General features: G+C 56.1%; 20 protein-coding genes and 2 pseudogenes. 7 read left to right on the top strand and 15 right to left on the bottom strand.

Features of this window, described 5'->3' with window-relative positions; all coding sequences use genetic code 11:
- The first annotated feature begins 169 nt into the window (after positions 1–169).
- A complete protein-coding gene (locus AB4Y42_RS40485) occupies positions 170–373 on the top strand; it encodes a hypothetical protein (protein WP_368697437.1) in 204 nt (67 codons plus the stop codon).
- Positions 374–389: 16 nt separating this feature from the next.
- The gene (locus AB4Y42_RS40480; protein ID WP_368697436.1) at positions 390–1,691 is read left to right on the top strand and encodes an NAD(P)/FAD-dependent oxidoreductase; all 1,302 of its coding nucleotides are present in this window, start codon (positions 390–392) and stop codon (positions 1,689–1,691) included.
- A 6-nt stretch (positions 1,692–1,697) separates the two neighbouring features.
- Here the strand turns inward: AB4Y42_RS40480 and AB4Y42_RS40475 are convergent.
- From AB4Y42_RS40475 to AB4Y42_RS40450, 6 genes and pseudogenes are all read right to left on the bottom strand, one after another.
- Positions 1,698–2,106: pseudogene (locus AB4Y42_RS40475) on the bottom strand (IS5 family transposase).
- Positions 2,073–2,510: a transposase gene (locus AB4Y42_RS40470; protein ID WP_368697435.1), complete on the bottom strand. Its 438-nt coding sequence runs from the start codon at positions 2,508–2,510 to the stop codon at positions 2,073–2,075. The pseudogene AB4Y42_RS40475 and the gene AB4Y42_RS40470 overlap by 34 nt, the downstream one beginning before the upstream one ends.
- Before the next feature lie 220 nt (positions 2,511–2,730).
- Positions 2,731–3,927, bottom strand: a complete 1,197-nt coding sequence (locus tag AB4Y42_RS40465; RefSeq protein ID WP_368697434.1) for a PLP-dependent aminotransferase family protein — start codon at positions 3,925–3,927, stop codon at positions 2,731–2,733.
- 16 nt (positions 3,928–3,943) lie between these two features.
- Positions 3,944–5,443, bottom strand: coding sequence for an aldehyde dehydrogenase family protein (locus tag AB4Y42_RS40460; protein WP_368697433.1), 1,500 nt, complete (start codon positions 5,441–5,443; stop codon positions 3,944–3,946).
- Between the two features lie 80 nt (positions 5,444–5,523).
- The gene (locus tag AB4Y42_RS40455) at positions 5,524–8,475 is read right to left on the bottom strand and encodes an FAD-binding and (Fe-S)-binding domain-containing protein (RefSeq protein ID WP_368697432.1); all 2,952 of its coding nucleotides are present in this window, start codon (positions 8,473–8,475) and stop codon (positions 5,524–5,526) included.
- Between the two features lie 28 nt (positions 8,476–8,503).
- On the bottom strand, positions 8,504–9,538 hold the full coding sequence (locus AB4Y42_RS40450; protein WP_368697444.1) for a DUF1338 domain-containing protein: 1,035 nt from the start codon (positions 9,536–9,538) through the stop codon (positions 8,504–8,506).
- A 170-nt stretch (positions 9,539–9,708) separates the two neighbouring features.
- Here AB4Y42_RS40450 and AB4Y42_RS40445 point away from each other — a divergent pair, with 170 nt between their 5' ends.
- Entirely contained in the window at positions 9,709–10,665 is a 957-nt protein-coding gene (locus tag AB4Y42_RS40445; RefSeq protein WP_368697431.1) for a LysR substrate-binding domain-containing protein, read from the top strand.
- Here the strand turns inward: AB4Y42_RS40445 and dapF are convergent.
- The 8 genes from dapF to AB4Y42_RS40405 form a co-directional block, all read right to left on the bottom strand.
- Complete coding sequence (gene dapF / locus AB4Y42_RS40440; RefSeq protein ID WP_368697430.1) at positions 10,615–11,457, bottom strand: diaminopimelate epimerase; 843 nt, start codon at positions 11,455–11,457, stop codon at positions 10,615–10,617. The genes AB4Y42_RS40445 and dapF overlap by 51 nt on opposite strands.
- Before the next feature lie 134 nt (positions 11,458–11,591).
- On the bottom strand, positions 11,592–12,740 hold the full coding sequence (locus AB4Y42_RS40435; protein ID WP_368697429.1) for a porin: 1,149 nt from the start codon (positions 12,738–12,740) through the stop codon (positions 11,592–11,594).
- A gap of 85 nt (positions 12,741–12,825) precedes the next feature.
- Positions 12,826–14,052: a diaminopimelate decarboxylase gene (gene lysA / locus AB4Y42_RS40430; RefSeq protein ID WP_368697428.1), complete on the bottom strand. Its 1,227-nt coding sequence runs from the start codon at positions 14,050–14,052 to the stop codon at positions 12,826–12,828.
- Positions 14,053–14,191: 139 nt separating this feature from the next.
- Positions 14,192–15,241 carry an ABC transporter ATP-binding protein gene (locus AB4Y42_RS40425; RefSeq protein WP_368697427.1) on the bottom strand — a complete coding sequence of 350 codons (1,050 nt, stop codon included), beginning with the start codon at positions 15,239–15,241 and terminating at the stop codon, positions 14,192–14,194.
- Between the two features lie 3 nt (positions 15,242–15,244).
- The gene (locus tag AB4Y42_RS40420; RefSeq protein WP_368697426.1) at positions 15,245–17,047 is read right to left on the bottom strand and encodes an ABC transporter permease subunit; all 1,803 of its coding nucleotides are present in this window, start codon (positions 17,045–17,047) and stop codon (positions 15,245–15,247) included.
- Positions 17,048–17,136: 89 nt separating this feature from the next.
- Positions 17,137–18,219, bottom strand: coding sequence for an ABC transporter substrate-binding protein (locus AB4Y42_RS40415; protein WP_368697425.1), 1,083 nt, complete (start codon positions 18,217–18,219; stop codon positions 17,137–17,139).
- Between the two features lie 119 nt (positions 18,220–18,338).
- Positions 18,339–19,286, bottom strand: a complete 948-nt coding sequence (locus tag AB4Y42_RS40410; RefSeq protein ID WP_368697424.1) for a succinylglutamate desuccinylase/aspartoacylase family protein — start codon at positions 19,284–19,286, stop codon at positions 18,339–18,341.
- Between the two features lie 36 nt (positions 19,287–19,322).
- Complete coding sequence (locus AB4Y42_RS40405) at positions 19,323–20,426, bottom strand: saccharopine dehydrogenase C-terminal domain-containing protein (RefSeq protein ID WP_368697423.1); 1,104 nt, start codon at positions 20,424–20,426, stop codon at positions 19,323–19,325.
- Positions 20,427–20,685: 259 nt separating this feature from the next.
- Here AB4Y42_RS40405 and AB4Y42_RS40400 point away from each other — a divergent pair.
- Both AB4Y42_RS40400 and AB4Y42_RS40395 read left to right on the top strand, forming a co-directional pair.
- Positions 20,686–21,503, top strand: a protein-coding gene (locus tag AB4Y42_RS40400) for an IS5 family transposase (protein ID WP_342920137.1) whose coding sequence is annotated in 2 segments (ribosomal slippage) — positions 20,686–21,034 and positions 21,034–21,503 — 819 coding nt in all. Because the reading frame shifts where the segments join, the coding sequence is not laid out codon by codon here.
- Positions 21,504–21,577: 74 nt separating this feature from the next.
- On the top strand, positions 21,578–22,012 hold the full coding sequence (locus AB4Y42_RS40395) for an Lrp/AsnC family transcriptional regulator (RefSeq protein WP_368697422.1): 435 nt from the start codon (positions 21,578–21,580) through the stop codon (positions 22,010–22,012).
- A 194-nt stretch (positions 22,013–22,206) separates the two neighbouring features.
- Here AB4Y42_RS40395 and AB4Y42_RS40390 read toward each other — a convergent pair whose 3' ends face one another.
- Positions 22,207–23,172, bottom strand: coding sequence for a hypothetical protein (locus AB4Y42_RS40390; RefSeq protein WP_368697421.1), 966 nt, complete (start codon positions 23,170–23,172; stop codon positions 22,207–22,209).
- A 196-nt stretch (positions 23,173–23,368) separates the two neighbouring features.
- Here AB4Y42_RS40390 and AB4Y42_RS40385 point away from each other — a divergent pair.
- Positions 23,369–24,055, top strand: a pseudogene (locus tag AB4Y42_RS40385) (reverse transcriptase N-terminal domain-containing protein); the annotation flags it as partial.
- 318 nt (positions 24,056–24,373) lie between these two features.
- On the top strand, positions 24,374–24,739 hold a 366-nt coding region (locus AB4Y42_RS40380; protein ID WP_368697420.1), incomplete at its 3' end, for a recombinase family protein.

Here is a 24,739-nt window from a genome sequence, read left to right as displayed (position 1 = left end):
CGATCAACGCACCGACCTAGCCTTAGACTTCGTCTAAGACTTCATTCTATTTCCGCACAATGTAGGTCGTTTAAATCGTTTGCCCAGCGCGCTTCTTCGTTGCGAGAATGGCTCAGGCTTCGATTCTTCGAGCAACGTCATTAGATTACCTATTTATTAGCGAAACGACATGTCTACAAACCACCCATTCAACGAGCATCCACTTGTTCTCTACGCCGCCGTGGAAGGCAATCGCACGTCATCAAACGAGCCGCTGAAAAGAGCCGGCGCCTCGTCCTACTCGAAGTTGCTGCAGCGCCTGGCCGGCTCTATCGCCGGCAATGTACCGGAGCGAGCAGACGCAACCTATGCAGCCATTCTGGGCTACAACTGATCATCTGGAGCGGGGAATGCATCGGATTGTGATCGTGGGTGGTGGCGCGGGCGGCTTGGAACTGGCGACTCGCCTGGGCAACCAGTCGGGCCGGAGAGGTCGTGTCGACGTCACTTTGGTCGATCGCTGTGCGACACACATTTGGAAGCCTCTTCTACATGAGGCTGCGGCTGGCAGCCTAGACATTAACGCGCATGAAATTTCGTATGCAGCTCATTCCCATTGGAACAACTTCAGATTCGTTCTTGGCGAACTGGTCGGCCTCGATCGTCGTAACCGCTCGATTACTATCGCTCCCGTGCTGGAGGAAAGTGGAAATGCCGTTGAATTGTTGCCCGCTCGTGAACTGACTTATGACTCATTGGTTCTTGCGCTGGGCAGTCAAACGAATTTTTTCGACGTGCCAGGCGCGCATGAGAATGCTTTCCCTCTTGATACGCTTGAGCAAGCCGAGCGGTTGCGTAAGCGACTGATACAACTGTGCCTCTTGAAAAATTCGGATCGCCGGCCGGAAAACGACGAGGCGGTGCAGATCGCCATCATCGGCGCGGGCGCGACAGGGGTGGAGCTTGCAGCTGAGCTGCGCCGCATGGAGCAGACGTTGAGGCAATTCGGAATAGCCTCTAGTCGCCCCGGGGCGGCAATGCGTATAACTCTCATCGAACGGGGGTCCCGAGTGTTGCCCGTCCTTCCCCAACGAGTTTCAGAGCGTTCTCGCTTGGCTCTCGAATTGAAGGACATCTGTGTCAAGGCCGCAACGCCTGTCACAAGCGTGCAAGCCGACGGGGTCACCGTCGCCGATGGATCGTTAATACCTGCGGATGTCACTGTTTGGGCAGCAGGCATCAAGGCCCCAGCGGTGTTGGCAACTTTGGACGGACTTGCTGTCAACCGTATCAATCAAGTCAAGGTTACGAGTTCTCTCCAGAGCGAGTCGGACACGAAGATCTTCGCAATAGGAGATTGTGCCGCATGCAGTGGCGATCTAGTTGTTCCTCCGCGCGCACAAGCGGCCCACCAACAGGCCATGTTTTTGAGCAAGGCGCTTGCCGCCTTGACCGAAAATCGGCCGCTGGGATCCTTCGTCTACAAAGACTATGGTTCGCTCGTCTCCCTTGGATCATTGACGGCAGTGGGAAGCATCGCCGCCATAACAAAAATCCGGCCCCTCGCTGTCGAGGGACTTGTGGCCGAACTTCTGTATGCTGTCCTGTATCGGAAACATCTCGTGGCGGTCTCAGGCTTGCGTCGTACCATCCTTGCCACCGTCGCACACATGCTCCGACGGCAGCTCAATCCGAGGATCAAACTGCATTAACAGGCCTTAACAAAATGACGTTTTCAGTCGTCTCCAGCAAATGATGCAGCATGCGATTTTCATGAAGGCTTCGTGGATGCATGCAAGACGTTCGAAGCGGATGCGCAGCCGTCGGAAGTTGTGAAGCCAGGAGATGGTGCGCTCGACGACCCAGCGGGTTTTGCCCAGTCCGCTGCCGTGAGGTTCGCCTCGTCGGGCGATTTTCAGTGTCGATGCCGGCAGCGTGTAGTGGACGGCGGTATTTGTCGTGATCGTAACCTCGGTCGCCTTGAACGATCCGCGGTTTCGAAAGCGGGCGGCCAGGTTTGTCGGCGATGCGCGGGATGGCATCAACCAGCGCGTGAAGCTGGGTGACATCGTGGCGGTTGGCGCCAGTGAGGATTACCGCGAGCGGGATGCCTTGCGCTTCTGTGATGAGGTGGTGCTTTGAACCTGGTCGCGCACGGTCGGTGGGATTGGGTCCCGTTTTTGACCCGCACCAACCGCGCGGATCGAGGAGGAGTCGACGACCACGCGCGACCAGTCTATGCGGCCCGCTTCGCGTAGCTTTGCAAGAAGCAGTTCGTGCAGTCGGTCCCAGACACCGGCGGCCTCCCAGTCGCGCAGACGGCGCCAGCAGCTCATGCCGCTGCCGCAACCCATCTCGCGCGGCAGCAGGTCCCAGCGCAGGCCAGTCTGCAGGATGAACAGGATGCCGGTGAGCACTGCCCGGTCATCGAGTGGTTTGCGTCCGGGGTAGCGTGAACAGCGTGGTTTGGGTGGCGGCAGCAGGGGTTCAATGAGTGCCCACAGCTCATCATCGAGTATCGGCGTGGCCATGTCCTTTCCGTTACCGAAACAATGATGAAGTTAACATCAATCGCTGCGAGTTAACAGCTCCTGCATCATTTTGTTTGTTAAAGCTTCTAAGTTCGGCGTTAAGCGAACGGCAACTTCAGGTCCAGCAGTTGCGCCGGGGCGGAACGAGACAGGAAGTTACTTACGTTCGGTGGCGGTCTTCGTTGATACGCCGCCGATACCAACCTCCGTCTCCATCGTTTTAGGAAAACGAACGTTCCATTGCAGTCGATAATCGTTGAACACCTTCTTTAATATCGGCCGTTGTGGGGGCTGTAAAGGACATTCGCATGGTCGAGTCGTCCGCGTCATCCGCGTAGAACGCACGGCCCGGTACAAACAATACTTTCTGTGCAATTGCCTGCGTCAGAAGCGTTGACGAACTACCTGTCTTGCAACGGCCCCAGACAAACATCCCGCCCTGCGGCCGATGAAACTCGATGGCGCCGTCCAGTATGCGGTCCATCTCATCACATAATGTCTCGCACTTATCCCGATATGCCGCGACGATACGCGGCAGATGCGAATCAAGGGATCCCTGCGCGAGATATGCTGCCGCAATTGCCTGCGTAAACGGCGAGCTGCATAGGTCGACCGTCTGTTTTGCCACCGTACACCGCCGCGCAATTTCTATGGGAGCGACGGTCCAGCCCACACGCAATCCCGGTGCGATGACCTTAGATAGGCTGCCGAAGTACACCAACCAATTGCGTGAAGTCGGGACCTGCTCGCTCAACGCAAGCAGAGACGGAACGGCCTCTCCGCAGAATCGCAGCTCTGCGTAAGGCTCGTCCTCGACTATCACAAAGCGATGCTTTACCGCCAGTTCGAGCAGCGCTAAGCGCCGTGCAAGCGTAAGCGTCGCGCCTGTCGGATTGGCGAACGTCGGCACCGTGTAGAGAAGTTTTGGCGCACGCACCGTCCCTGAATTCAACAGGGCCGCAAGACGGTCTGTGTCGATGCCGTGTGCGTCGACAGGAACCGTTACTACGTCTGCTTGTTGTAACAGCAACGCCTGCACGGTCGCGGGGTACGCAGGCTGCTCCGTCAACACGGTATCCCCGGGTGCAACCAGCACGCGCAACAACAGATCGAAGCTTTGTTGCGATCCGGTCGTCACGACAAGCTCTGCAGATGAACATGCTGCACCACGCCGCCTCATCAACGCGACGATTTCCTCCTTGAGTTCGGGAACGCCATCTGTTGGTCCGTATTGCAGGCATTTCGTAGGCGCAGACCAAGCCCGCTCAGTTGCGCACTGCAGCCCTTCGACATCAAAGAGATCGGCGGCAGGATAACCGCCCGCGAATGAGATCATGCCGGGCTCGCCGAGATACTTGAACAACTCGCGGATCGGCGAGCCCGTGGGATTGACAAAAGGAGCAGTGAACGAATACATATGCGCGGTAGTTACTTTACTCGATCGAAAAGTCAATGCCCTGCGCGAGCGGCAGTGCCGACGAATAGTTGACCGTGTTAGTCGCTCGGCGCATATAAGCCTTCCACGCGTCCGAACCAGATTCGCGTCCGCCGCCTGTTTCCTTCTCACCACCGAAGGCGCCGCCGATTTCAGCGCCGCTCGGCCCGATGTTCACGTTCGCAATCCCGCAATCGCTCCCCGACGCCGACAGAAAACGCTCGGCCTCGCGAAGATCGGTGGTAAAAGCACATGAGGACAGTCCGTGTACGGCTGCGTTGTTCGCTTCAATCGCCTCACCGAAACTACCGTATTTCAGCACGTAGAGAATTGGCGCGAAGGTTTCCTTCAAGACGACCGACGTTTGTCTTGGCATTTCGACGATAGCGGGTCTCACATAATGCGCGTTCTCCCTGCCTTCAACAGTGTATCGCTCGCCCCCAGTCACGGTGCCCCCTTCCTGCTTAGCCTGCGCGAGCGCGGCCTGCATGCGCTCGAACGACGCTCCATCGATCAGCGGACCCATCAACGTACCTTCCTCCAGCGGATCGCCGATTTTGACTTTCGAGTACAGTGTCTTGAGCCGGGCGACCGCTTCGTCGTAGATGCTTTCGTGTACGAACAAGCGACGGAGCGTCGTGCAACGCTGGCCCGCCGTGCCAACCGCCGAGAAGAGGATGCCGCGCAGTGCCAGTTCCAGGTCGGCCGTATTGGACACGATACCCGCGTTGTTGCCGCCGAGTTCGAGAATCGAACGACCGAATCGACGCGCCACTTCGACGCCCACTGTGCGGCCCATTTCTGTGCTGCCGGTAGCGCTAACGATATTGGATCGCGCATCGCTCACGAGCCGCGCGCCGATGTCGCGTCCACCGTTGATGAGGCATGTCAGCGCTCGCGGGGCGTCGCCGAAATCCTTGATCGCGTCTTGCATAATGCGGTCGACGGCGAGTGCGGTCAGCGGTGTCTTTTCCGACGGTTTCCACAGCACCGCGTTGCCGCACACGAGCGCAAGCGCTGCGTTCCACGACCAAACAGCCGCCGGGAAGTTGAACGCGGAGATCACCGTGCATACGCCGACCGGATGCCAGCTCTCGGCCATGCGATGACCAGGACGCTCAGACGCGATAGTGAGGCCGTAGAGTTGTCGAGAGAGACCGACAGCGAAGTCGCAGATGTCAATCATTTCCTGCACTTCACCCATACCCTCCTGCAGAATCTTGCCCGTTTCCAGGGTAATGATGCTACCGAGCGCGCGCTTATTTTCTCGTAGTTTATTTCCGAGAATGCGCACGAGTTCGCCGCGGCGCGGCGCGGGCACGTTGCGCCAAGCCGTGTAGGCGGACTGCGCTTCGCTGAGTGCTTGCTCCACGTCGGCGGCGGACTGACTCGCAACACGGCCGATCAACGCGCCATCGATAGGCGAATAAACTGCGATGTCCCCGGCTTCGGCCAGATGCGAGATGCCCAGTTCAACCAGGATAGTCGATGCTTTCATACTAGCTCCTTGAGTGCTCGCCTATTGTGCGAACCCAAATTTCATATTTCAAACGAATAAGTTTCAACACGTGATGCGAATCACGCATCAAGCGCGGCGCTCTCCACATGCGCGTTCCGATGCGGTGTACCGGCTTCAAGAGCACGCATGGCAAGCTGCGCGATGTGCAACGGGCGCCGGTTCGCGCCGTGTTCGATCTGCTCGCGGCAACTGAAGCCGTTCGTGATAGTGAGCGTCTCTGATCCGGCAGCGCGAACGAGCGGGAGTAACTTTTGCTCCGCAATATCCATTGACAGGTCATAGTGCTCTACGTTGAAGCCGAACGATCCCGCCATGCCACAACAGCCGGTGTCCGCGAGTTTCCAGCGTACGCCCAGCTTGTCGAGCAGCGCAGTTTCGCCCTTCATACCAAACAGCGTTTTCTGATGGCAATGTCCGTGGACGAGTACTTCGGCATCGAGCTGTGGCCAATCGAAGTCCGCGCTCTCCACGAAATCCGAGAAAAGAAACGTCTGCTCGGATAGACGTCTCGAGAGCGTGTCATTGGGCAGTTGCTTAAGCAGTTCATCCTTAAAGACGGAAAGACATCCTGGCTCTAACCCGACGACCGGCACACCCGCACGAATGTCCTCTGACAGTTCGCTCACCGCCTGCCGCAAGAGCGCGCGTGCTTCGTCTAGCAGACCGTAATCGTAAAGAGGACGGCCGCAGCACAAGCGCCTCTTCGGCAGCACGACGGTGAAGCCCAACGCATCGAGCACTTTGGAGGCGGCGTCGGCGACTTCGGGCGTAAAGTGATCGTTGAAGGTATCGACCCAGAGTATGACCTTATTGCCATGCCTAGGCGCGTTGCTTTGCACCAGCGCGCTTGCACGATAGGTTTGCTTTGCGAACACGGGCAAACGACGCCTGTCTGCGACACCCGCCACCCATTTGCTGACCGAGCCCAAGACCAGCGCGGTGGTCAGTAGATTGGTTAGTGAAGAAAAGCGGCTTGCGATCGGCGCCCACCTGCCGATATGTCCCCAAAAAAACGCTTGCCTCGGCCGTTTGTGATGTTCGTAGAACTGCGACATGAACTCGGCCTTGTATGAAGCCATGTCTGTATGCGTCGGGCAATCGGACTTGCAGCCCTTGCATGCGAGGCACGTATCCAGCGCTTCCTTGACCTCCCGGCTCTTCCAACCGTCTTTAATGACGTCGCCCTGCATCATTTCCCAGAAGAGATGGGCACGGCCCCGCGTAGATTGCCGTTCTTCACGCGTGGCGCGGAAGCTTGGACACATCGTCGCGCCGTCGAGCGATCGGCACTTGCCCATGCCGATGCAGCGTTCAACCGCGCGTTGAAGACCATCGCCCTCCCGGCTCGCGAACGTGAACTTCGTGGTCAGCGTGACTGGCTTATATGCGGGTCCCATTCGGAGGTTCTCATCGGCCCGGTACGGATGCACGACCTTGCCCGGGTTAAGGCGATTTGCCGGATCCCAAATGGCCTTGAATTCCTCCATCGCGCGGATCAGTTCGGGACTGAACATCACCGGGAGAAACTCCGCTTTCGCTTGACCGCCGCCATGTTCTCCCGATAGCGAACCGCCGAAGGCCACTACCAGTTGGGCTGCCTCCCGCAAAAAATCTCGCCAAGTGCATACGCCCTGTGCATTCTGTAAATCAAACGTGATACGCGCGTGCACGCATCCATCACCGAAGTGACCGTACAGACTGGTCTCGTATCCGTATCGATCAACAAGCGCCTGAAAAGATCGTAGGTAGTCGCCAAGACGTAATGGATCGACTGCCGCGTCTTCCCAGCCGACCACCGGATCGGGTCGCGACGGATCGATCGACAACGCCACCGCTGACGCTCCGGTTTCACGAATGGACCATATGCGCTGCTGATCGATCTTCTGCTGGATCACGACACTCGAAACATCGATGCCTGCCTTACCCGTACTGAAATAAGCGTGCGCTGTTTCAGCTTGTTCGAGCGCCTCTTCCACGGTATCGGCGCCAAATTCGAGCACGACCCATGCATCGCCTCGCGGCAGCATCGCAATTTCATCCGCCTTCAGATTGCGCGATTGCAGTCCGCGCACAATGTTCCGGTCGAGTCCTTCAATCGCGATAGGACCGAAGCGCTCGAAATGCGGCACCGCATCGGCGGCCGTGTAGATGTCCGCAAAACCCACAATTAGGAGTACGCGATGTGCAGGACTATGCACAAGACGCATTTTCGCGCGAAGCGTAACCGCGCATGTTCCTTCGGTTCCGACAAGCGCACGCGCTACGTTGAAACCATTCTCTGGCAGCAGCTGATCAAGATTAAATCCGGACACGCGCCGACGAATGTTCGGGAATTGGGCGCGAATCGCATCGGCGTAACGGTCGCGAAGGTCACGCAGACCTCGATAGATTTCGCCACGCCGCCCACCTTGTGCGATGATGTCCGAAAGCTCTTCATCGCTAGTCGAGCCAACCCAAAAACGAGCGCCATCATAGGTGATGATCTCCAGCGCCTCGGTGTTTTCAACGGTTTTCCCTGCCATCACCGAGTGCGCGCCACACGAATTGTTTGCAATCATCCCGCCAAGCGTGCAGCGACTGTGCGTCGCGGGATCGGGGCCGAAGGTAAGGCCATGAGCGTTGGCTGCATCACGCAGGGTGTCGCAGATCACACCGGGCTCAACAAGTGCCGTGCGGGTGTGGGGATCGATCGACAGGACACGATTCACGTACTTGCTCGCGTCCGCTACTACGGCTACGTTCACACATTGGCCACTCTGCGACGTGCCTCCGCCACGCGTCAGAAAGGGCGCGCCATGTTTCTTGCAAACCTCTAGCGCTGTCGCAAGATCATCAACGTCGGCGGGCAGGACCACACCGAGCGGCACTTGTCGATAGTTCGATGCGTCAGACGCATAGAGCGCCTTTGATCCCGCATCAAACCGAATTTCCCCCCGCAGCGCAGCTTTCAAATCCGCCTCGAGCGATTGGAGAAGCGCTTGGCTGGCTTCGAACGGCGTGGCTGGCTTCACTGCTTGCCTCGTTTATGTCTTCGATGATTCACTTTGCTGCATTCGGGGTCGACGTCATCTTAAAGATGCCCTGAGCATTACCGGCGTCGAAACGCAGATCGGTTTTCCATTGGCCCGTCGTAGTGTCAAACTCGCGCTTGCGTGTGATGAACTCGTAAAACGAGCCGGGCACCTCGCGTGTTATGCACCGACCATCGGAGGCGCGGAATTCGCGTTCGACCGTATCTGCGCGATATGCCGTCTGAAAAACGCGATTCGACCGTGAGCGCTCGACTTCCGGTTTCATCGGACGGCCCTTGGCTTTTTCAGCATCCGCGAGCGCGAACACATCCGCAACGCGATCGGTCGCGTGATTGAACGCATTGCCTTCGGTCGCAATCCACGCCATTTCCGCAGATTCGAGCAGCAGCGTTTCATAATCTGACTCGCGCGGGACATCATGCTGACGTCCAAATGCGCCGACAATGATGGGTAACAATTCCCGTGCTGTTTCAAACGGTAGCAAACCGTCACGCTCTAGTTCCCACAGCAGAGAAACCGCGCGCGGTGTGAGTGGGTCTCTCGAGGTCTGAAGTACGTTAGTCACGCACTGCTGGAACTCCTCGGAGAAACGCTCCGGATAAAGTTCACTTACAAAAAATTGCGCTATTTCATCAGGCGCGTCCTCGTGCGCATATGTACGGCCAATCATACGAAGTTTGTCGAGCGGGTACCGCCCGCTAAGACCGAATCCTAGTGGACGCAAGATGCGAGTGAACGCCGCTTCCCCAGGCGGCAGCGCGCCATTGTGCGGCCAGCGTACCGTACGCAGTGCGCCATGATCAAAGAAGACCGAGCCTCCCTTCTCAACGATCTCGTCGGTATAAACACGGCCATTGGGCGAGCGTTGCAGTAAGCCTTCAAACAAAGCCATGTTCATCGCCTGAGCCAGTTCGGCTCGGGTAACAGCATCCGTCTCCCAGTCAGAGAAAATCGATGGGACCGTCAGCATCGAAAAAACAGCGTCGGTCTTCTCGCGTCCAAGCAAATCAACAAGTAAACGTTCGATGTTGGGATTACGCATCATGTGTTCTCGCGGAAAAAGCAGTGAAAGTGACTGTCTTGCATACACAGCATTATTCTTTTCAGTTGATTACTTCGTAAAGCGAGAATACATTGTAACTTGATGCGTTTTTGTAATTAACGCCGGGACGGCCGCCGGAGCGGCGAGAGCAGCATGCTGATGGAGGCAAGATGCGAAAGTTCAAAGTACCTAGTATCGGAGCGCTGTTTGCCTTTGAAGCGGCTGCTCGCCATGAGAGCTTTACACACGCGGCCAAAGAGCTTTTTTTGACGGAAAGCGCAGTGTCGCGACAGGTCGCCACATTGGAGGACAGCCTCGGTGTACGTCTCTTTGCGCGCGCGAAACAGCGCGTCGTACTGACACGGGCCGGACGTATCTATGGAACCCAGGTTCGTCGTTCGCTGGAGCAGCTTGACCGAGACACCTTGTCGATCATTGCTCATGGCAGCGGTGGCGGATACCTCGAGCTTGCGGTGCTGCCGACGTTTGCATCGCAGTGGCTTATTCCACGCATGAAAGACTTCTATGAGCGCACGCCTGATGTCCGGGTAAATATGGGCGTACGCACCGACGCCTTTTCGTTTGAGGAATCGCACTTCGAAGCGGCGATTCACTACGGAAAGCCAACCTGGCCGAATACGTCGTCCGATTTTCTCTTCGGTGAAGACGTGGTGCCCGTTTGCGCGCCGTCTCTGATGCGAAAGCCGATACAACATGCCCATGAATTGTTGGCATATCCCCTATTACATTCGACTACGCGCCCCGACGGCTGGGCCCGGTGGTTTGCGGATCTCGGTGTCGAAGACCCTACGACCATGCAAGGCGTGCGTTATGAATTGCATACTATGCTTTTCAGCGCGGCAGCGGCCAGCTTGGGAATTGCCCTCGTACCGAAATTTTTCGTCAATGACCAGCTGGACAAACTTGGGTTGATCGTTCCCTTCGATGCCGCAACGCGCGTAGACGCCGCATACTATCTTGTTTACCCTACTGAACTCAGCCATAGCACTTCGCTAGCTCGATTCCGGGCATGGCTACTCGACCAAGCCCGTGCATGGATCGAAGGAGATTTCGAGCTAGATCAGAAGATGACCCGTGAAAGGCACTTCAACGGGGCCAGTGAGTAACGTTGTTTCATCTGGCAGCACTTCTACCGCGAGATCGCCGCCGGGCATGTGTACCGTGAACGAAGATGACGTGGACAACTTCAGTCGACGCACAACCAGGGCGGCAGCACACGCACCGCTTCCGCACGCCTGCGTCAAGATCCCCGGCCTCTCCCAAACGGCAAGCTTAAGCTGATCTGCTGCTACGAGTTCGGCGACACCGACATTTGCACCCTCTGGCAGCATCGGATGATCTTGTATGGCTGGAGCGAACGCTCGAATGTCCACGCTATTAAAATCATCGACCAGACAAACCACGTGCGGGTTGCCCATGCTTACAGCCATAGGTGATCGCAACGGCCCGGATTCGATTGCCAACGCAGCGCCGTCGTTTGGACGCCCCAATGGAATATCTTGCCATTCCCAACTCGGAGGCGGCACTTTCAGCGAGACTTGGCCGTCGCTTCGGCTCATTGCCTGGATGGTGCCGCCGAGCGTCTCGATCGTCACGGACCCCGCCCCAAGTTCGGTCAGAAGCACCCATGCCGCGCAGCGCGTCGCATTTAAGCATGTCTGAGCTTCCATCCCGTCGACATTGAAGATGCGTAGCCGTGCGGTAATGTCCGACTCACTTGCCGACTCGATAACCAGTAGCTGGTCCCCGCCTACCCCAAGATGTCGGTCACAGATGCGCGTGATCGACGCCGCATCTGCGTTAAAGGAAGCCTGTCGTCCGTCGATCAAGATAAAGTCATTTCCTAGCCCATGAATCTTTAGGAAAGGCCGTCCCGTTGATACGTCAAAAGGTGACATCGGTTCGTGGCTCCTACTGATGAGACAAAGTTAATACGTCTGAATAGTCCGCCAAATGAAGGACGCTACGATCAAATAAGGCAACGATGTCCTGTATCATCGCCTTCCGTAGCGTCAATATTGGCAGAGGAACCTTAAAACTTATGAATCATAGCAAGGCGAGCCAGCGCTTGATTTTGGCTGGTCGAAAATCCTAGGCCCGCAACCGTTGTACCAAAGATACTCGTTGCTGCTTGGTTTTGGTGGAGATACGCGCCCTGGACGTAGACGCTCGTGCGTTTGCTGAGCGCATAATTCAACATCAACGATCCGAGGTGAAAGTTGGCGGCGCTGTAAGTGTTCGCATTCACCCCTACTGTAGTGAAAACATAGGCCGCAGCAATCCAGAATGCCGGCGTAAAATAGTGCTGCACGCTTACGTCAAAATTATCGAATTTCCAGGATCGCTGACCTTTGAGACTAACTCCGGTAGAATTGCTGCCCAGCGTTCCGCCAGGCAACGCATAGACGTCCACATGCGAATACGCGAACGCGACGCTGTCTGAATTGCTGAACGTCCAGCGCACTCCAGCGCCCAAATTCTGCTGTGAGCTACCTACGAAGCCAAACGATGTAGTCGAAGAGAGGGCACCGCCGGACGTCGCGCTTGGATTGTTTCCCTTAACGTACATCACTGCAGCCGAAAACGGGCCCTGCGTGTACGCTACAGCCGCACTATACTGTCGATTATTTGCGAAATTCACGTCGTTACTAAAGGAGTACGTCGCCTCAGCTTGTAATCCTTTGTAGAGCGGAGAGACATACTTAACGGTATTCTGACTGCGCGCGAACCAGTCCGAGTTGTCGTTATCAAGTGGATGCCATGCGAAGTCGCCTATGGTACTAGTGCCCGTAAATCCTGACCACAGATCATCGGAGGCGTTGTATTGACGGCCCAGCGTCACGGTCCCGTATGTTTCGCTCGCAAGCCCCACGTAGGCTTGTCGGCCAAATGCTGCTCCACCTTGCGCGAAACGCCCATTGTTCGGGTTGAATCCGCTTTCTAGCTGGAACACCGCCTTCATGCCGCCGCCCAGGTCTTCGCTACCACGCATCCCCCACCGGCTGCCGAGTACATCGGATGCCACTAGACTATAAGAACTCTTACCTGAAGAGTTTGAGATGTAGTTAAAACCTTCGTCAATTACACCATACAGCGTCACGCTGCCCTGCGCAGCAGCCACCCCGCACACTCCCAGCAAAGACAACCCAACAAGGCCTTTCACCGGCACGCTGTTTCTCACGGTAGGATTCCTTAACGTTAACTTCCTGCTTTTTTGTTGAAAATATATCGCGTAGCGCCTTTACCCGACCGGCTCGGAAAGCCGCTCAGTCGAACTGCTCCAGTTGCAGCAAGTCTTTGACTGTCTGTCGACGTCTTATTAGGACAGTGCGGTCACCGTCAATGAGCACTTCCGCCGCAAGCGGGCGAGTATTGTAGTTCGATGACATGCTGGCGCCATATGCCCCGGCATCGTGGAAGACGACGAAGTCTCCCATCTTCGGGGTTATAAGCGAAATGCCTTTTACGGAGCCACTCGAGTCTTGTGTAAAAACGTCGCCAGATTCGCACAAAGGTCCCGCGACGGCAAAATGCCCGGAAGCGCGTCGCTCGCCATTCTCAGCACTGTTCAACACCGTGATCTTATGATAGCTACCATACATGGCTGGCCGCACGAGGTCATTGAAGCCCGCGTTCAGCAAAACAAAGCTCATCTCTGGACGCGCATTGATTCCGTTCACCTGCGCCAGGAGTTCGCCAGCTTCGGCCGTCAAGAATCTCCCCGGCTCAATCTCGAGCCGCACCGCATGACCAAGATGCTCTGCAATTCGGGTGCGAGCGTCGTCCCATAAGCCGAAGTAGTGGTTGCAATCTACGTGGAGCTCCCCCTCTGTGTACGGCACCGACAGGCCGCCTCCCGCCGAGATCGCTTCTATGTCGATGTTCAAGGAAGTCACGACATCGACCATAGCTTGGCAGACCTTGGAAAGGTGGTCGTAGTTTACGCCTGAGCCGATATGCATATGAAGCCCCACGAGCTTCACGCCGTGATTCTTCGCCAGATCAACAGCTCGAGACAAATCATCGATCCATATGCCGTGTTTGCTCAGTGGGCCACCCGTGTTCGTCTTTTTGCTATGCCCCTCACCAAAGCCGGGGTTGATTCTTAACCAGACGCGATGTCCTTTCGAGGCCGTTCCGATCTGGTCCAACATGTTGAGCGAGCCAACGTTCACAGTGATGTTGTTCTCCACCACCGTAGACAGAACGTCCGGCTCAAATAGATCAGCAGTAAAAACGATCTCATCCGCGCTGCCTGTCAAGAAGCCGGCTGCGAGGGCTCGTTCAATCTCGCCATGCGATACCGCATCCACCACGACCCCTTCCTCTCGCATCAACCGCAAAATACTGAGGTTCGAGCAGGCTTTCTGCGCGAAACGGATGGTATCGAACTGTCGCAGTTGCGCAATTCGGTTTCGGATGATCTCGGCGCGGTACACCCAAAGCGGGGTGCCAAACTGTTCTGCCAACGTAACGTAATCTTCGTTGCTCATCAGGGGATAGCTCAAAAATAGGGTAAGTATTACTGGCTTTTACAGCAATGCTTTGCAGTAACTTCCGCGGCGTCCGCGCCGTCGCGATAGCGACTCGCATTCCGATTCATTCCGATTGGTTTTCCAAGAACTCGATCGATCACCGTTCCAAAAATCGGGCTTCCGTTTCGGGCCAACTGAGGAACACGTCTTGCCCAGCCTGATAGGTTTTCCGGTGCCGATTCGTCGTTTTGACCTTGAATGAAACGTCGCCTACCGAAACGATATGTCGAGTGCCTTCGCCCAGAAAAATCGATTCTTGAATCACGCCTTTCAAGCTTCCCTCATACGCCGGGCGATCAGATGAAATGTCGACGAACTCCGGCCGGATCATGAGCCAACCCTCGCCGTCTTGTACTGAGGCGCTGGCGCACGGCAGTTTCACCCCACCCCATCGTGCTTCGTTGCGGTTGGCAACGCACGGCACAATGTTCGATTCACCGATGAACTCGGCAATGAAACGGTTAGCGGGCAGAGCGTATAACTCGTGAGGCGTCGCCTTTTGCTCCACCCTCCCGTCTCGCATGACCACAACCTGGTCGGACATCGTCAACGCTTCATCTTGGTCGTGCGTGACGAATAAGACGGTCATGTTGTACTGACGTTGGATCCTTTTGATCTCTACTTTAAGCTGCTCGCGGAGGTGACGATCCAATGCGCCGAGCGGTTCGTCCATGAGCATGACCTTTGGATCGAAAATCATTGCTCGCGCGAGCGCAACTCGTTGCTGTTGTCCCCCGGACAGCTCGCGGGGATAACGGTCGATATACTTGCTCATGTGGGTGACGTTGAGAACATCCAAGACGCGGCGCTTAATTTCTTCGCTACCGATTCCACGCACCGTCAAAGGAAACGCGATATTCTCAGCAACCGTCATATGCGGAAAAAGCGCGTAGTTCTGAAACACCATCCCGATGTTACGCGCATGAGAGGGAACATCGATTACTGACTTGCCGCCAATCTGCACGTCCCCACTGGTAGGCTGTTCGAAGCCCGCTAGAATCTTCAATAACGTCGATTTGCCGGACCCCGAGGGCCCAAGCAGCGTGACGAATTCACCAGCCTCGACCTTCAGGGACACGTCGCGCAACGCGTAGGTCGTTCCGGAATACCGCCGCGTTAAGTTGAAAACGCTGATCGATGTGCTCATAATTTACTCCTTGGGCACGTTCACTTTCGTGGACGAGCTGGACTTGAACTGTGACAGCAAAATCAGAATCGCGACACCGGTCACGATGATGCTCGCCGCGGCACTCATAACGGGGTCGACCTGGATGCGAATGTCGCTCCACATATGTATCGGTAGCGTTTCCGTCTGACGGCCGAGGAGAAACAAAGCGATCAGCAGTTCGTCCAGGGAAGTGACGAAGCACATCAGCCATGCCGTACCGAGCGCTGGCGCGAGCAAGGGAAGTACGACCTTCCTCAAGATAATTGGCGTTTTTGCCCCAAGGGTGGCCGCTGCATACTCGAGATTGAGATCAATTGCGCGAACCGCGGCGATCAACACAATGATTGCATAAGGCACTGTGAGGACCATGTGACCGGCTACTAAACCCACGAAGGTTCCCAGCATGTCAATCTTTGACATAGCTACGTAGAGACTCAGCGCAACCACGATCACAGGAACCAGTAAGGGCGTGATCATGAAGAGCAAGACGGAACGCTTCATCCGAAAATTTCCACGGACGATCCCGAACGCTGCAGCCGTCCCAATGACGACTGATACTGTCGCTGCGGCGGACGCGAGTTTTGCGCTCATCAGCAACGCATCTTGCCATTGCGAATCGGTGAAGAAGCGTACATACCATTTCATGGAAAATCCGGGCGGCGGAAAAACCAGGAACGGCGACGAGCTGAATGACAAAACGTAGATGACGACCAGCGGGATGATCAGGAAAGCGGCCGCAAGAACGATGTACGACCTGAGCATCGCACTTAGCAACCACCGTGGCCTGCCGAGCGTTATATTGAAAAATCGCTCCAGTACTGTCGTCAATCTCTTTTGAGGAATGCGTCCAGCATTGTCTTTTTTTGCGAACGGAAATGGCTTCCTGCTCGTAACTTGTATCGACCACATCTGTTCAAGCGGAACAACGAGATTGGACGCCGCAACGATCGCGAGTGTGGCAATCAGCAATATGACTGACAAGGCGTAGCCAAACTGAAGGTTAAGTAAGGTCGTCACCTGAGTTACGATGAGCTGAGCAATCATCGTGTCGGCAGGTCCGCCCAACAAAACTGGAGCGATGTAGAACCCCAACGCCATGATGAAGACGAGAACCCCCGCCGAAATAATTCCCGGCGTGGTTAGCGGCAAGTAAACCCGCAAAAACGTCTGAACTGGATTCGCGCCGAGTACTCCGGCCGCCGATACAAGCATGCGGTCAGCTTGACGCATAGTGGCATACATGACGAATACGCCGACCGGCAAGAGGACATGGACCATCCCGATGTACACTGCGACGCTCGTCCCCGTGATCTTTAGCGGCGTCGATATAATGCCAAACGATAGCAAGAGTTTGTTCAAGGCGCCCGCACGACCCAAGATCGCCATCCAACCGTACGTACGAATAAGGAAAGGAGTGAAAAGCGGCACCAGTACGAAGAAACTGAAGGCACCCAGCGCCCTTTTCGATAGCGTCGTCATGAAGTACGCAATCGGGTAACCAAGTAACAGACACAAGGCCGTTACAACGCCAGCAATCTCGATCGTTCTGGTGAAGACCTTGAAATATAGCGGATCAGTAAGAGCGTCTTTGTATCCGGAAAGATCAAAGGCGGATCCGCGCACGCTGCCGACGATCGAGCCCGCCAGAGGCGTGACAAAGAACGCCAGCAAGACAAGTGCTGCCGGGGTCACCAGTAGTAAGTACCGGTTATCTTGGCAAAATTGGGCAAACCATCGGATGGCTGAAGGCCGTCTCATCGGGTAGTGTTCGGCTTGTACTTTCATTACAGGTCTTCGTATCGTAGACTAAGTGAAAGACGCAACGTCTCCATGTCGCGTCCCTCTCTGTGTTCTAGCCAGCAACAACTTAAATCTCACTGCGACAACAAGGCAGTACAACGCTTAATAGCTTTATCCCAGTTAGTCTGGCCGCTTGAGTCGGCCGAATTCCACCAGCCATAGTCTTGCACGATCTGCTGACCAGTACTTTTTGGCGAACCGGGCAGGATTTTCGCAAGTTCCGGCTTAACGATGTCGTATGCCTTGGTGTTGGTCGGTCCGTAACCAATCTCGGTCGCAAAGACCGCCTGAGGATTCGGCTTGGAGATGAAAGCCAAAAACTTCATCGCGTTTTCGAAGTTGGGGCTATTTCGCATCGCTACCCAATAGTCGTACTGGATAAGCGACTGATTGTCGGTAAAGTCGATGGGTGCGCCCTCCTTCTTCGCTGCAAAAACTCGGCCATTGAAAGCAGTCGACAACGCCACTTCGTCGCTAGCAAGGCTTTGCGGGGCTTCGCCGCCCGATGTCCACCACTTGCCAACGGAAGGCTTTATCTCTGCAAGTTTCTTAAACGCCTTGTCCATATCGATCGGATACAAGTGTTTCGGATCAGCTCCTGCTGCTAGTGCGGCGAATTCAAGATCCCCTCCATCAACGATCTTGCCGCAGCTAGCCATGCCTCTAGGACCCGGGTAGGTCTTTGTATCGTAAAATTCGCTCCAGTTTTTTGGACGTTTCTTGGATGCCGGGTATTCGGTCGTGTTGTACGCCATCACGATGGAGTAAAGAACAGCGCCGACGCCGTACTTATTCTTCAGGTTTTCTGGCAGTTCTGCCAGCGTCTGTTTGTCAAAATATTGGTAATCAATCGGGCTCAGCGCGTTCTGACGGACGAACCCGGCCAGCTCTCCGGCATTGATCGACGTGAGATCTGCTTCAGGCTTCCCCATCGAGACTGACGCCAGAAGCTTCGCATGGTCCTCAGGAATGAGAACAACATGAATACCGGTCGCCTTCTCGAACGGGTCGAAGTAGGCCTTTCGCTGTGCCGCCTCCCAAGTGCCTCCGCCGGATGTAATGACCAGTTCCTTGGAGGCAGCGAATGTCGTAACAGCTGACGTCATAAGGCAAACAGAACCGAGGACGCAAAGGGCAAACGTGGTTTTCTTTAGCATAATTGGCACCGGTGAAACAGAGGAGGTTCCTAGTGGGAGCGCTAGCGCGGGGCGTGCCCCGAGTACCGCTCAACGTTTTTTCTCGTTCTCTCGCAAATCCGGTCGGTTTTCGCGATCTTTCAATCTCGGAAATGCGAGCAAACGCCCATCAAAGCGTCCGTCTCTCGTACGATAGGATGTGTTACTCGCCATAGTAAGAAACCTGTTGTTTGCGCCACAAGCTTGTCGATAACCGTCCCCTGAAGATCCCGAATCGTCGCTAGGACTTGGCCTTCGCCGACGGCATCGCCCACGGGCACGTGGAACTCGCACCATCCGCTCTTTTTGGCCACGATCCAAGCGTAGCTCTCGGCCACCAACGCTAATCTTGCTTTAGGCGGTGCGTCATCGGTCATCGCGTAGAGGTGAGCAACTCGTCTCACCCCATCAACGTGGAAAGCAACGCTTATTTCGTCCACGACGCCATTACCACCCGCCTCTGCAAAAGCCGCATGCCTGCTTTTCAGTGCTCGTCCGGTGCAGCTCCTGCCATGAGCACCAGCGGTAGGCTTGGGGAGTGCCATGACGAACTGTGGGTCAAAGGCCTCCGCTAGTTCTAAATTGAATGCGTCGAACGATGGATCGCCAGTTTCTTGCATGACCGTGAACTGCGAGACTTGCTCTCGGAGGTCTCCACCGTGCAAGTCAATGAGACAGTCCGCATCTGACGCCCACTCGTTCAAAATGGCATCAGCAAGAACTTCGCTGAACGTTCCTTCCTTTGTCCCGGGAAAACAGAAGTTGATGTTCTTCCGGTCGATCGGGCAATTGAATTCTGTGCGTTCGAATACCGCGGGCACGTTGGCGAATGAGAGCACAGAGACCGAACCGCGCTTCAGTTCTTTCGCAAAGATGTCCGTTAGCCGAAACCCTGCTTCGATCGCGGCGACCTCATTGACGTGCACGCCGGTCATGATGCAAAGGCGGGGGCCGGGAGCGTCCGCGACAATCTCCTGGGTAGACCAAACGATGTCTTTCAGCGCGTCAGCGCTGAACCGCAGTGATTTTGTTGACCTACTGACGCTCATTCGTTCCCCCGTCTTCATATCAATCAATGCGACCGACTAGGCGGCCTCGAGGTGCAACTGGGACTGCATCGCATAAGCACTTCCAAAGCGATTCGCCAGGAATGCATCAAGCGAAATGTCTTCTTGGCGGACGAAACCCGCATTCGGCAGTTTTCCGTCGGCAAGCATGTCCAGTACGGCGCAGATCCCGGAGGCCGTCGTAATCTGGATAGCGCTGCGGACCTCCCCGCCCACCGACTTGCTATAAACCTTGTTGGCGTACGTGTCTTGTAGTAGTTTCCCGGACCGCTTGCCCACGACGGTCACGAAAATCACTACGACGTCTTGGAGCGTAGCCGGAACCACGGACTCAAGCAGACTCTTGAAGACGTCGCGGCGATCGCGCAGCCCCAAATCATTGAGCAACGTCTTCATGATCTGTGCGTGACCCGGATAACGAATCGTGCGGTAATTCAGCGTCCGAACTTTGCCCTCGAGCGTTTCGCAGAGGGTGCCGAGGCCACCGGAGGTATTGAAGGCTTCGTACAATACGCCGTCGAGAGAAAACTCTTCTCGCTCCTCGAGCGATGGGACCTTGACCAACTGACCGTTCATGATCGCTTCGCAGGGCTCGATGTACTCGTTGATGACTCCGTCGGTGCTCCACGTAAGGTTGTAGTTCAACGAGTTGGACGGATATTGCGGCAGTGCGCCGACGCGCATCCGCACGCTTTCAAGCGTGTCAAAGCGCTTCGCCATGTCATACGCGACGATTGAGATGAAGCCGGGTGCCAGCCCGCATTGTGGAATGAAAGCTGTTTTTGCCCCCTTTGCTAACTCCTTCACCGCCCGCGTGCTTGCCACGTCTTCGGTCAGGTCCAGGTAGTGCACACTCTCTGCGCGAGCGGCCTGCGCAATCCGGGTGGTGAGGTGGAAAGGGGCTGCACTCAAGACTGCGAACTTGCCTTTAAGCTGCTCTTCCAGGGCACCTAGCGCCGAGATATCAAGCGCCTTTGTTTCCAGAGCATCAGAACGAGCAAACGAGCTCAACGCTGCGTCAGACTGGTCAATCAACGTTACGTGATAGTCGCCCGTACCAACCAGCATGGTGGCGATAGTTGCTCCGATCTTACCCGCACCTACAACAGCAATTTGCTTCATGAGCTCTCTCCGTTAGCGTTACAAGCACCAAACTGGAGAGTATGTTAGGGCTAGCTCACGTCGGATCGTAGCTAGCCAATATTCATGTTGCAACTTTATTTTGGCAGATGGACGATAGAACTTTGCGATTCGACGAAAACCAAGGGAATTCCCTGAGGGCCAAGCAACTAAGAGGCCAGTTCAAAAAAAACCTTGATGGTCTGTTAACTTTCGCGGCGCGATGTTAACCTCAGTCGTCCAGAGAACGGAGACCGAGGGGATGCAAGCGCCGATCATTGACGACGAATTGTGGGCACTGATCGAACCGCTACTGCCGAAACCCAGACGCCGAAACAACGAGCGCCGCGGACGACCCCGTGTGTCAGAGCGGGCGGCGCTCAATGGCGTCCTGTTTGTGTTACGCACCGGGATACGGTGGAACCACTTGCCGTCCGAACTGGGGTTTGGGTCCGGGGCGACCTGCTGGCGTCGTCTCGACGCATGGCAGAAGGCAGGCGTCTGGAACAGGCTGCATGCATTGCTGCTCGACAGGTTGCGCGAATCCGGACAACTGGACCTCTCATATGCTGCCGTCGATTCATCGTCGGTACGAGCCGTTGGGGCGGGCGAAAAACTGGGCCGAACCCCACGGATCGCGCGCGCCCTGGTTCGAAGCACCACGTCCTTGTAGATGCCAACGGGGTACCGGTCAGCGTGATTCTGACCGGCGCAAACCGTAACGACGTCACCCAGTTGCTGCCGTTGGTCGATGCCATCCCGCCGATCCGCGGCACGCGTGGCCGACCACTGCGGAAGCCAAAAGTCATCTACGGCGATCGCGGCTACGACTCCGACGCACATCGCCAGCGCTTGCGAGATCGTGGCATCAGGCCAGTAATCGCGCGGCGTCGAACTGAACATGGCAGTGGTCTGGGGAAATTCCGCTGGGTGGTAGAACGAACTCACTCGTGGCTCCACAATTTCCGTCGGCTTCGCATTCGCTTCGATCGCCGTAGCGACATTCACGAAGCATTCCTCAAATTCGCTTGCTCGCTCGTGTGCTGGAATATATTCAAACGAGCGCAGTCGGCTTTTTGAACTGGCCTCTAAGCTTCTTTTTACAACCGTGCTGGATCTCGCTTGGCTATCGCAATCAAACCTGGACACTCGCCATGCAAATGACTGATTCGATCGACGACAAACTGCTCGGCTTGTTGCAGGTGGATGCCCGGGCGGCTATTGCAGACCTTGCTCGACAATTGGGGCTTTCGCGCACCACTGTTCAGAGCAGAATTGACAGGCTTGAACGGAGAGGAGTAATTGCTGGGTACAGCGTCAGATTATCGGACGAGTACGAGCAGGGGCTCGTGAAGGCGCATGTTCTTATCACTGCGCTTCCCAAACTAGCTTCTCAAGTCGAGGGTAAGCTGCGAGAGATAACGGAGGTTCGGACAGTGCACTCTGTCAGTGGCGCTTTCGATTTGATAGCGATCGTGACAGCGCATTCTGTCCAGAAGCTGGACGTGTTAATCGATACGATTGGTCGTTTAGACGGCGTTGAAAGGACCACTACATCGATCATTTTATCGACCCGGATAGACCGGTGACACACATCCTCCCCTGCAGGCAGGGTCGACGATCCACCGGAGCTCCGATTAGCCCTCGCCGCCCGATGACTCGCTCGATGTTGCTGCCACTGCCAGTGGCGTCGACAGAGAAAACATCGCTTCAAGCTTACCTGGCCTTAGCGGCTTGTGGCGCGACAATCTGGATGAGAGACGTGTTGCCTCACGGGATCATGTTACTCCCGGGTAGTTGTCATTCTCCGATTGTTTTGCGATGAAGGCTGGTGCCGCGTAGCGGTGCCAGCCTTCATCGCGTCCGTGTCGCCAAGTATCTGGATGACCAGTTCTCTGGCACGGTTCGATCGCCATGCCTTGACCCTGCGTTGCAGCGTACGCAACTGAGCGTTGGAATACATCGCCGGTGCCAGTGCGACGAGCCTTTCATGCAGTTTCCTTGCTGTAATTCCGGGCTCGCTTTCAAGCCATTTCTGTATTGTCGGCCACGTGTGCTCGAACGGATCTTCCCGGCTGCGCCAGGTGTGGGAGACGTGCGCTTTTCGGTGATGCGTTGGTCTTACCTCGCCGTCCTGCCACGCTGTCCCGAGACTCGCCAGGAATTCCGCGAGAGGAACACCACCAGGTGCATTTGCGTCCGCCAGCGCCGTGCCGGCCTCGCCACATTGCGCGACGTGCTGCTGAGCTTCGCGCATTCGGCTCAAGAGGTCCTGCGGGTCGAGCGCGCGAAACTGCGCACGCAGTCTGCGTTTGGTCGTCTCCGGAACCGATGCCGACCGCAAGACGCGCTCAAGCGGCGTCAAGGGCGCTTCATACCGCTTCGTGACCCTTGCGCCATGACGCGTCTTCGATTTCAGCTTGAATGAAGGCTGGAAGAAGTTGATGTACAGACGCGAGACCGCGTACAGAGAGGCAAGAGTTTCCGTAGCTTTGAGTCCACGTAACCGGCCATATCCGACGAGACGGCGCACGACTGATCCGTTTTTTTGCTCCACCCACGCCTCGTCGTTTTTCTTGTACGCGCGCGAGCGCGTCAGCTCGATACCCGTTGCTTTGCAGAAGTCGAATACAGCTTCGTTCATGAAAGCCGTATCGTTATCGCAATCCAGACCGCGAAGCGGAAATGGCAATGCTCGACGAACTTGTTCGACGTGCTCGAGAACGAACGCACCGCTTCGATAGGGCATGGCCAGGCATTCCGTCCATCCAGTCGCAATATCGGTCAGGACGAAGCTTTACGCAAGAGCAGACCTGGATATAAAGCGGCAGGCACTCGCACAGGTTTTCCCCGACTTCCTAAGTGAAGAGGTCCCGGCACTTCGGAAGAAATCCAGGCAATTCGATACCATCGACTGGTTGCGTCGAATTTAGGCATCAAATTATGTGGAGTTCAAATTAGAAGCACGCCTAGCATGGTCAACGTTTCGACTAGAACTCCACATTTCGGTTAGCTCCACATTAGCCAAGGCAGTTCGGGAAGGTCGATGGGGCAAGGTGAAAGCCTTGCAACGTCTGCTGACCCGCTCGCACAACGGCAAGATGTTGGCCGTCAGGCGAGTGACGGAAAATCGCGGCAAGAGAACGCCGGGGGTGGATGGCAGGATTTGGCTATCTCCGGCGGCCAGATGGAATGGGATGTTGTCACTGCGTCATCGAGGCTATCGCGCGATGCCATTGCGACGTGTTTACATCCCCAAGAGTAATGGAAAGAAGCGTCCGTTAGGAATTCCATGTATGCGGTGCCGTGCGATGCAGGCTTTATGGAAACTCGCACTGGAACCCATTGCGGAATCATTGGCGGACCCGAATTCCTACGGCTTTCGGCCCGAGCGCTCGACTGCCGACGCCATCGAGCAGTGCTTCATCACTCTGGCAAGAGGTACCTCGTCGGAGTGGATTCTGGAGGGTGACATTCGTGGCTGTTTCGACAACTTCAGTCACTCCTGGCTTCTGATGCACATCCCGATGGATAAGACGGTTCTGCGCAGATGGCTTGAAGCCGGATATATCGATGAGGGATCCTTGTTTGAGACGCGGGCGGGTACACCCCAGGGCGGAATCACAGCCCCGGCAACAACATAGCAAACTCGCGGGTAAGATGGGGCCTTCGCATATCGAGGGAGTGTCTGGCGCCGTGGTCCAGAGAATGTCCTGCCAGTAATGCGGTTCTCGTGCTTGAGGCCGTTGCTCCCGCTAACCGGGAGCCCAGTCGATGACACGGGGACGACGCAAACACTGGCGAGTGCGTCTCGCTTTCGAGCCGAACCGCTATTCCAGCGAACAACTGGAGAAGGCCTATGACCAGCTCAGTCCGATTGATGCCCGAAGCACGAGGCGCGCATCGGATGCAAGGCCAGCAACGGCGAAAGCGATGAAGCGAGGGAAACGATGAGCAACGTTGCCATGGTCGCGCTTTACGCGCGAGTGTCATCCGAGCAGCAAAGCAAGCGCGGCACGATAGACAGCCAGATCGCTGCATTGAAAGAACGAATTCAGGCCGACGGGGCGCAGATTGTGGAGGACATGTGCTTCGTCGATGCCGGGGTGAGCGGTGCAACGCTGGTCAGGCCGCAATTGGAGCGCCTGCGCGCCGCCGCCGCGCTCGGGACGGTCGATCGGCTGTACATCCTCGCGCCAGACCGCCTGGCGCGCAAATATGCGCACCAAGCCCTGCTGATGGAGGAATTCTCCTCGTGCGGCGTACAGGTCGTGTTTCTCAATCATGCAATTGGCACGACGCCGGAAGAATCACTG

Source organism: Paraburkholderia sp. EG286B, from assembly GCF_040965655.1.
GTDB lineage: Bacteria > Pseudomonadota > Gammaproteobacteria > Burkholderiales > Burkholderiaceae > Paraburkholderia.
This window is presented reverse-complemented; position numbering and strand designations above follow the sequence as displayed.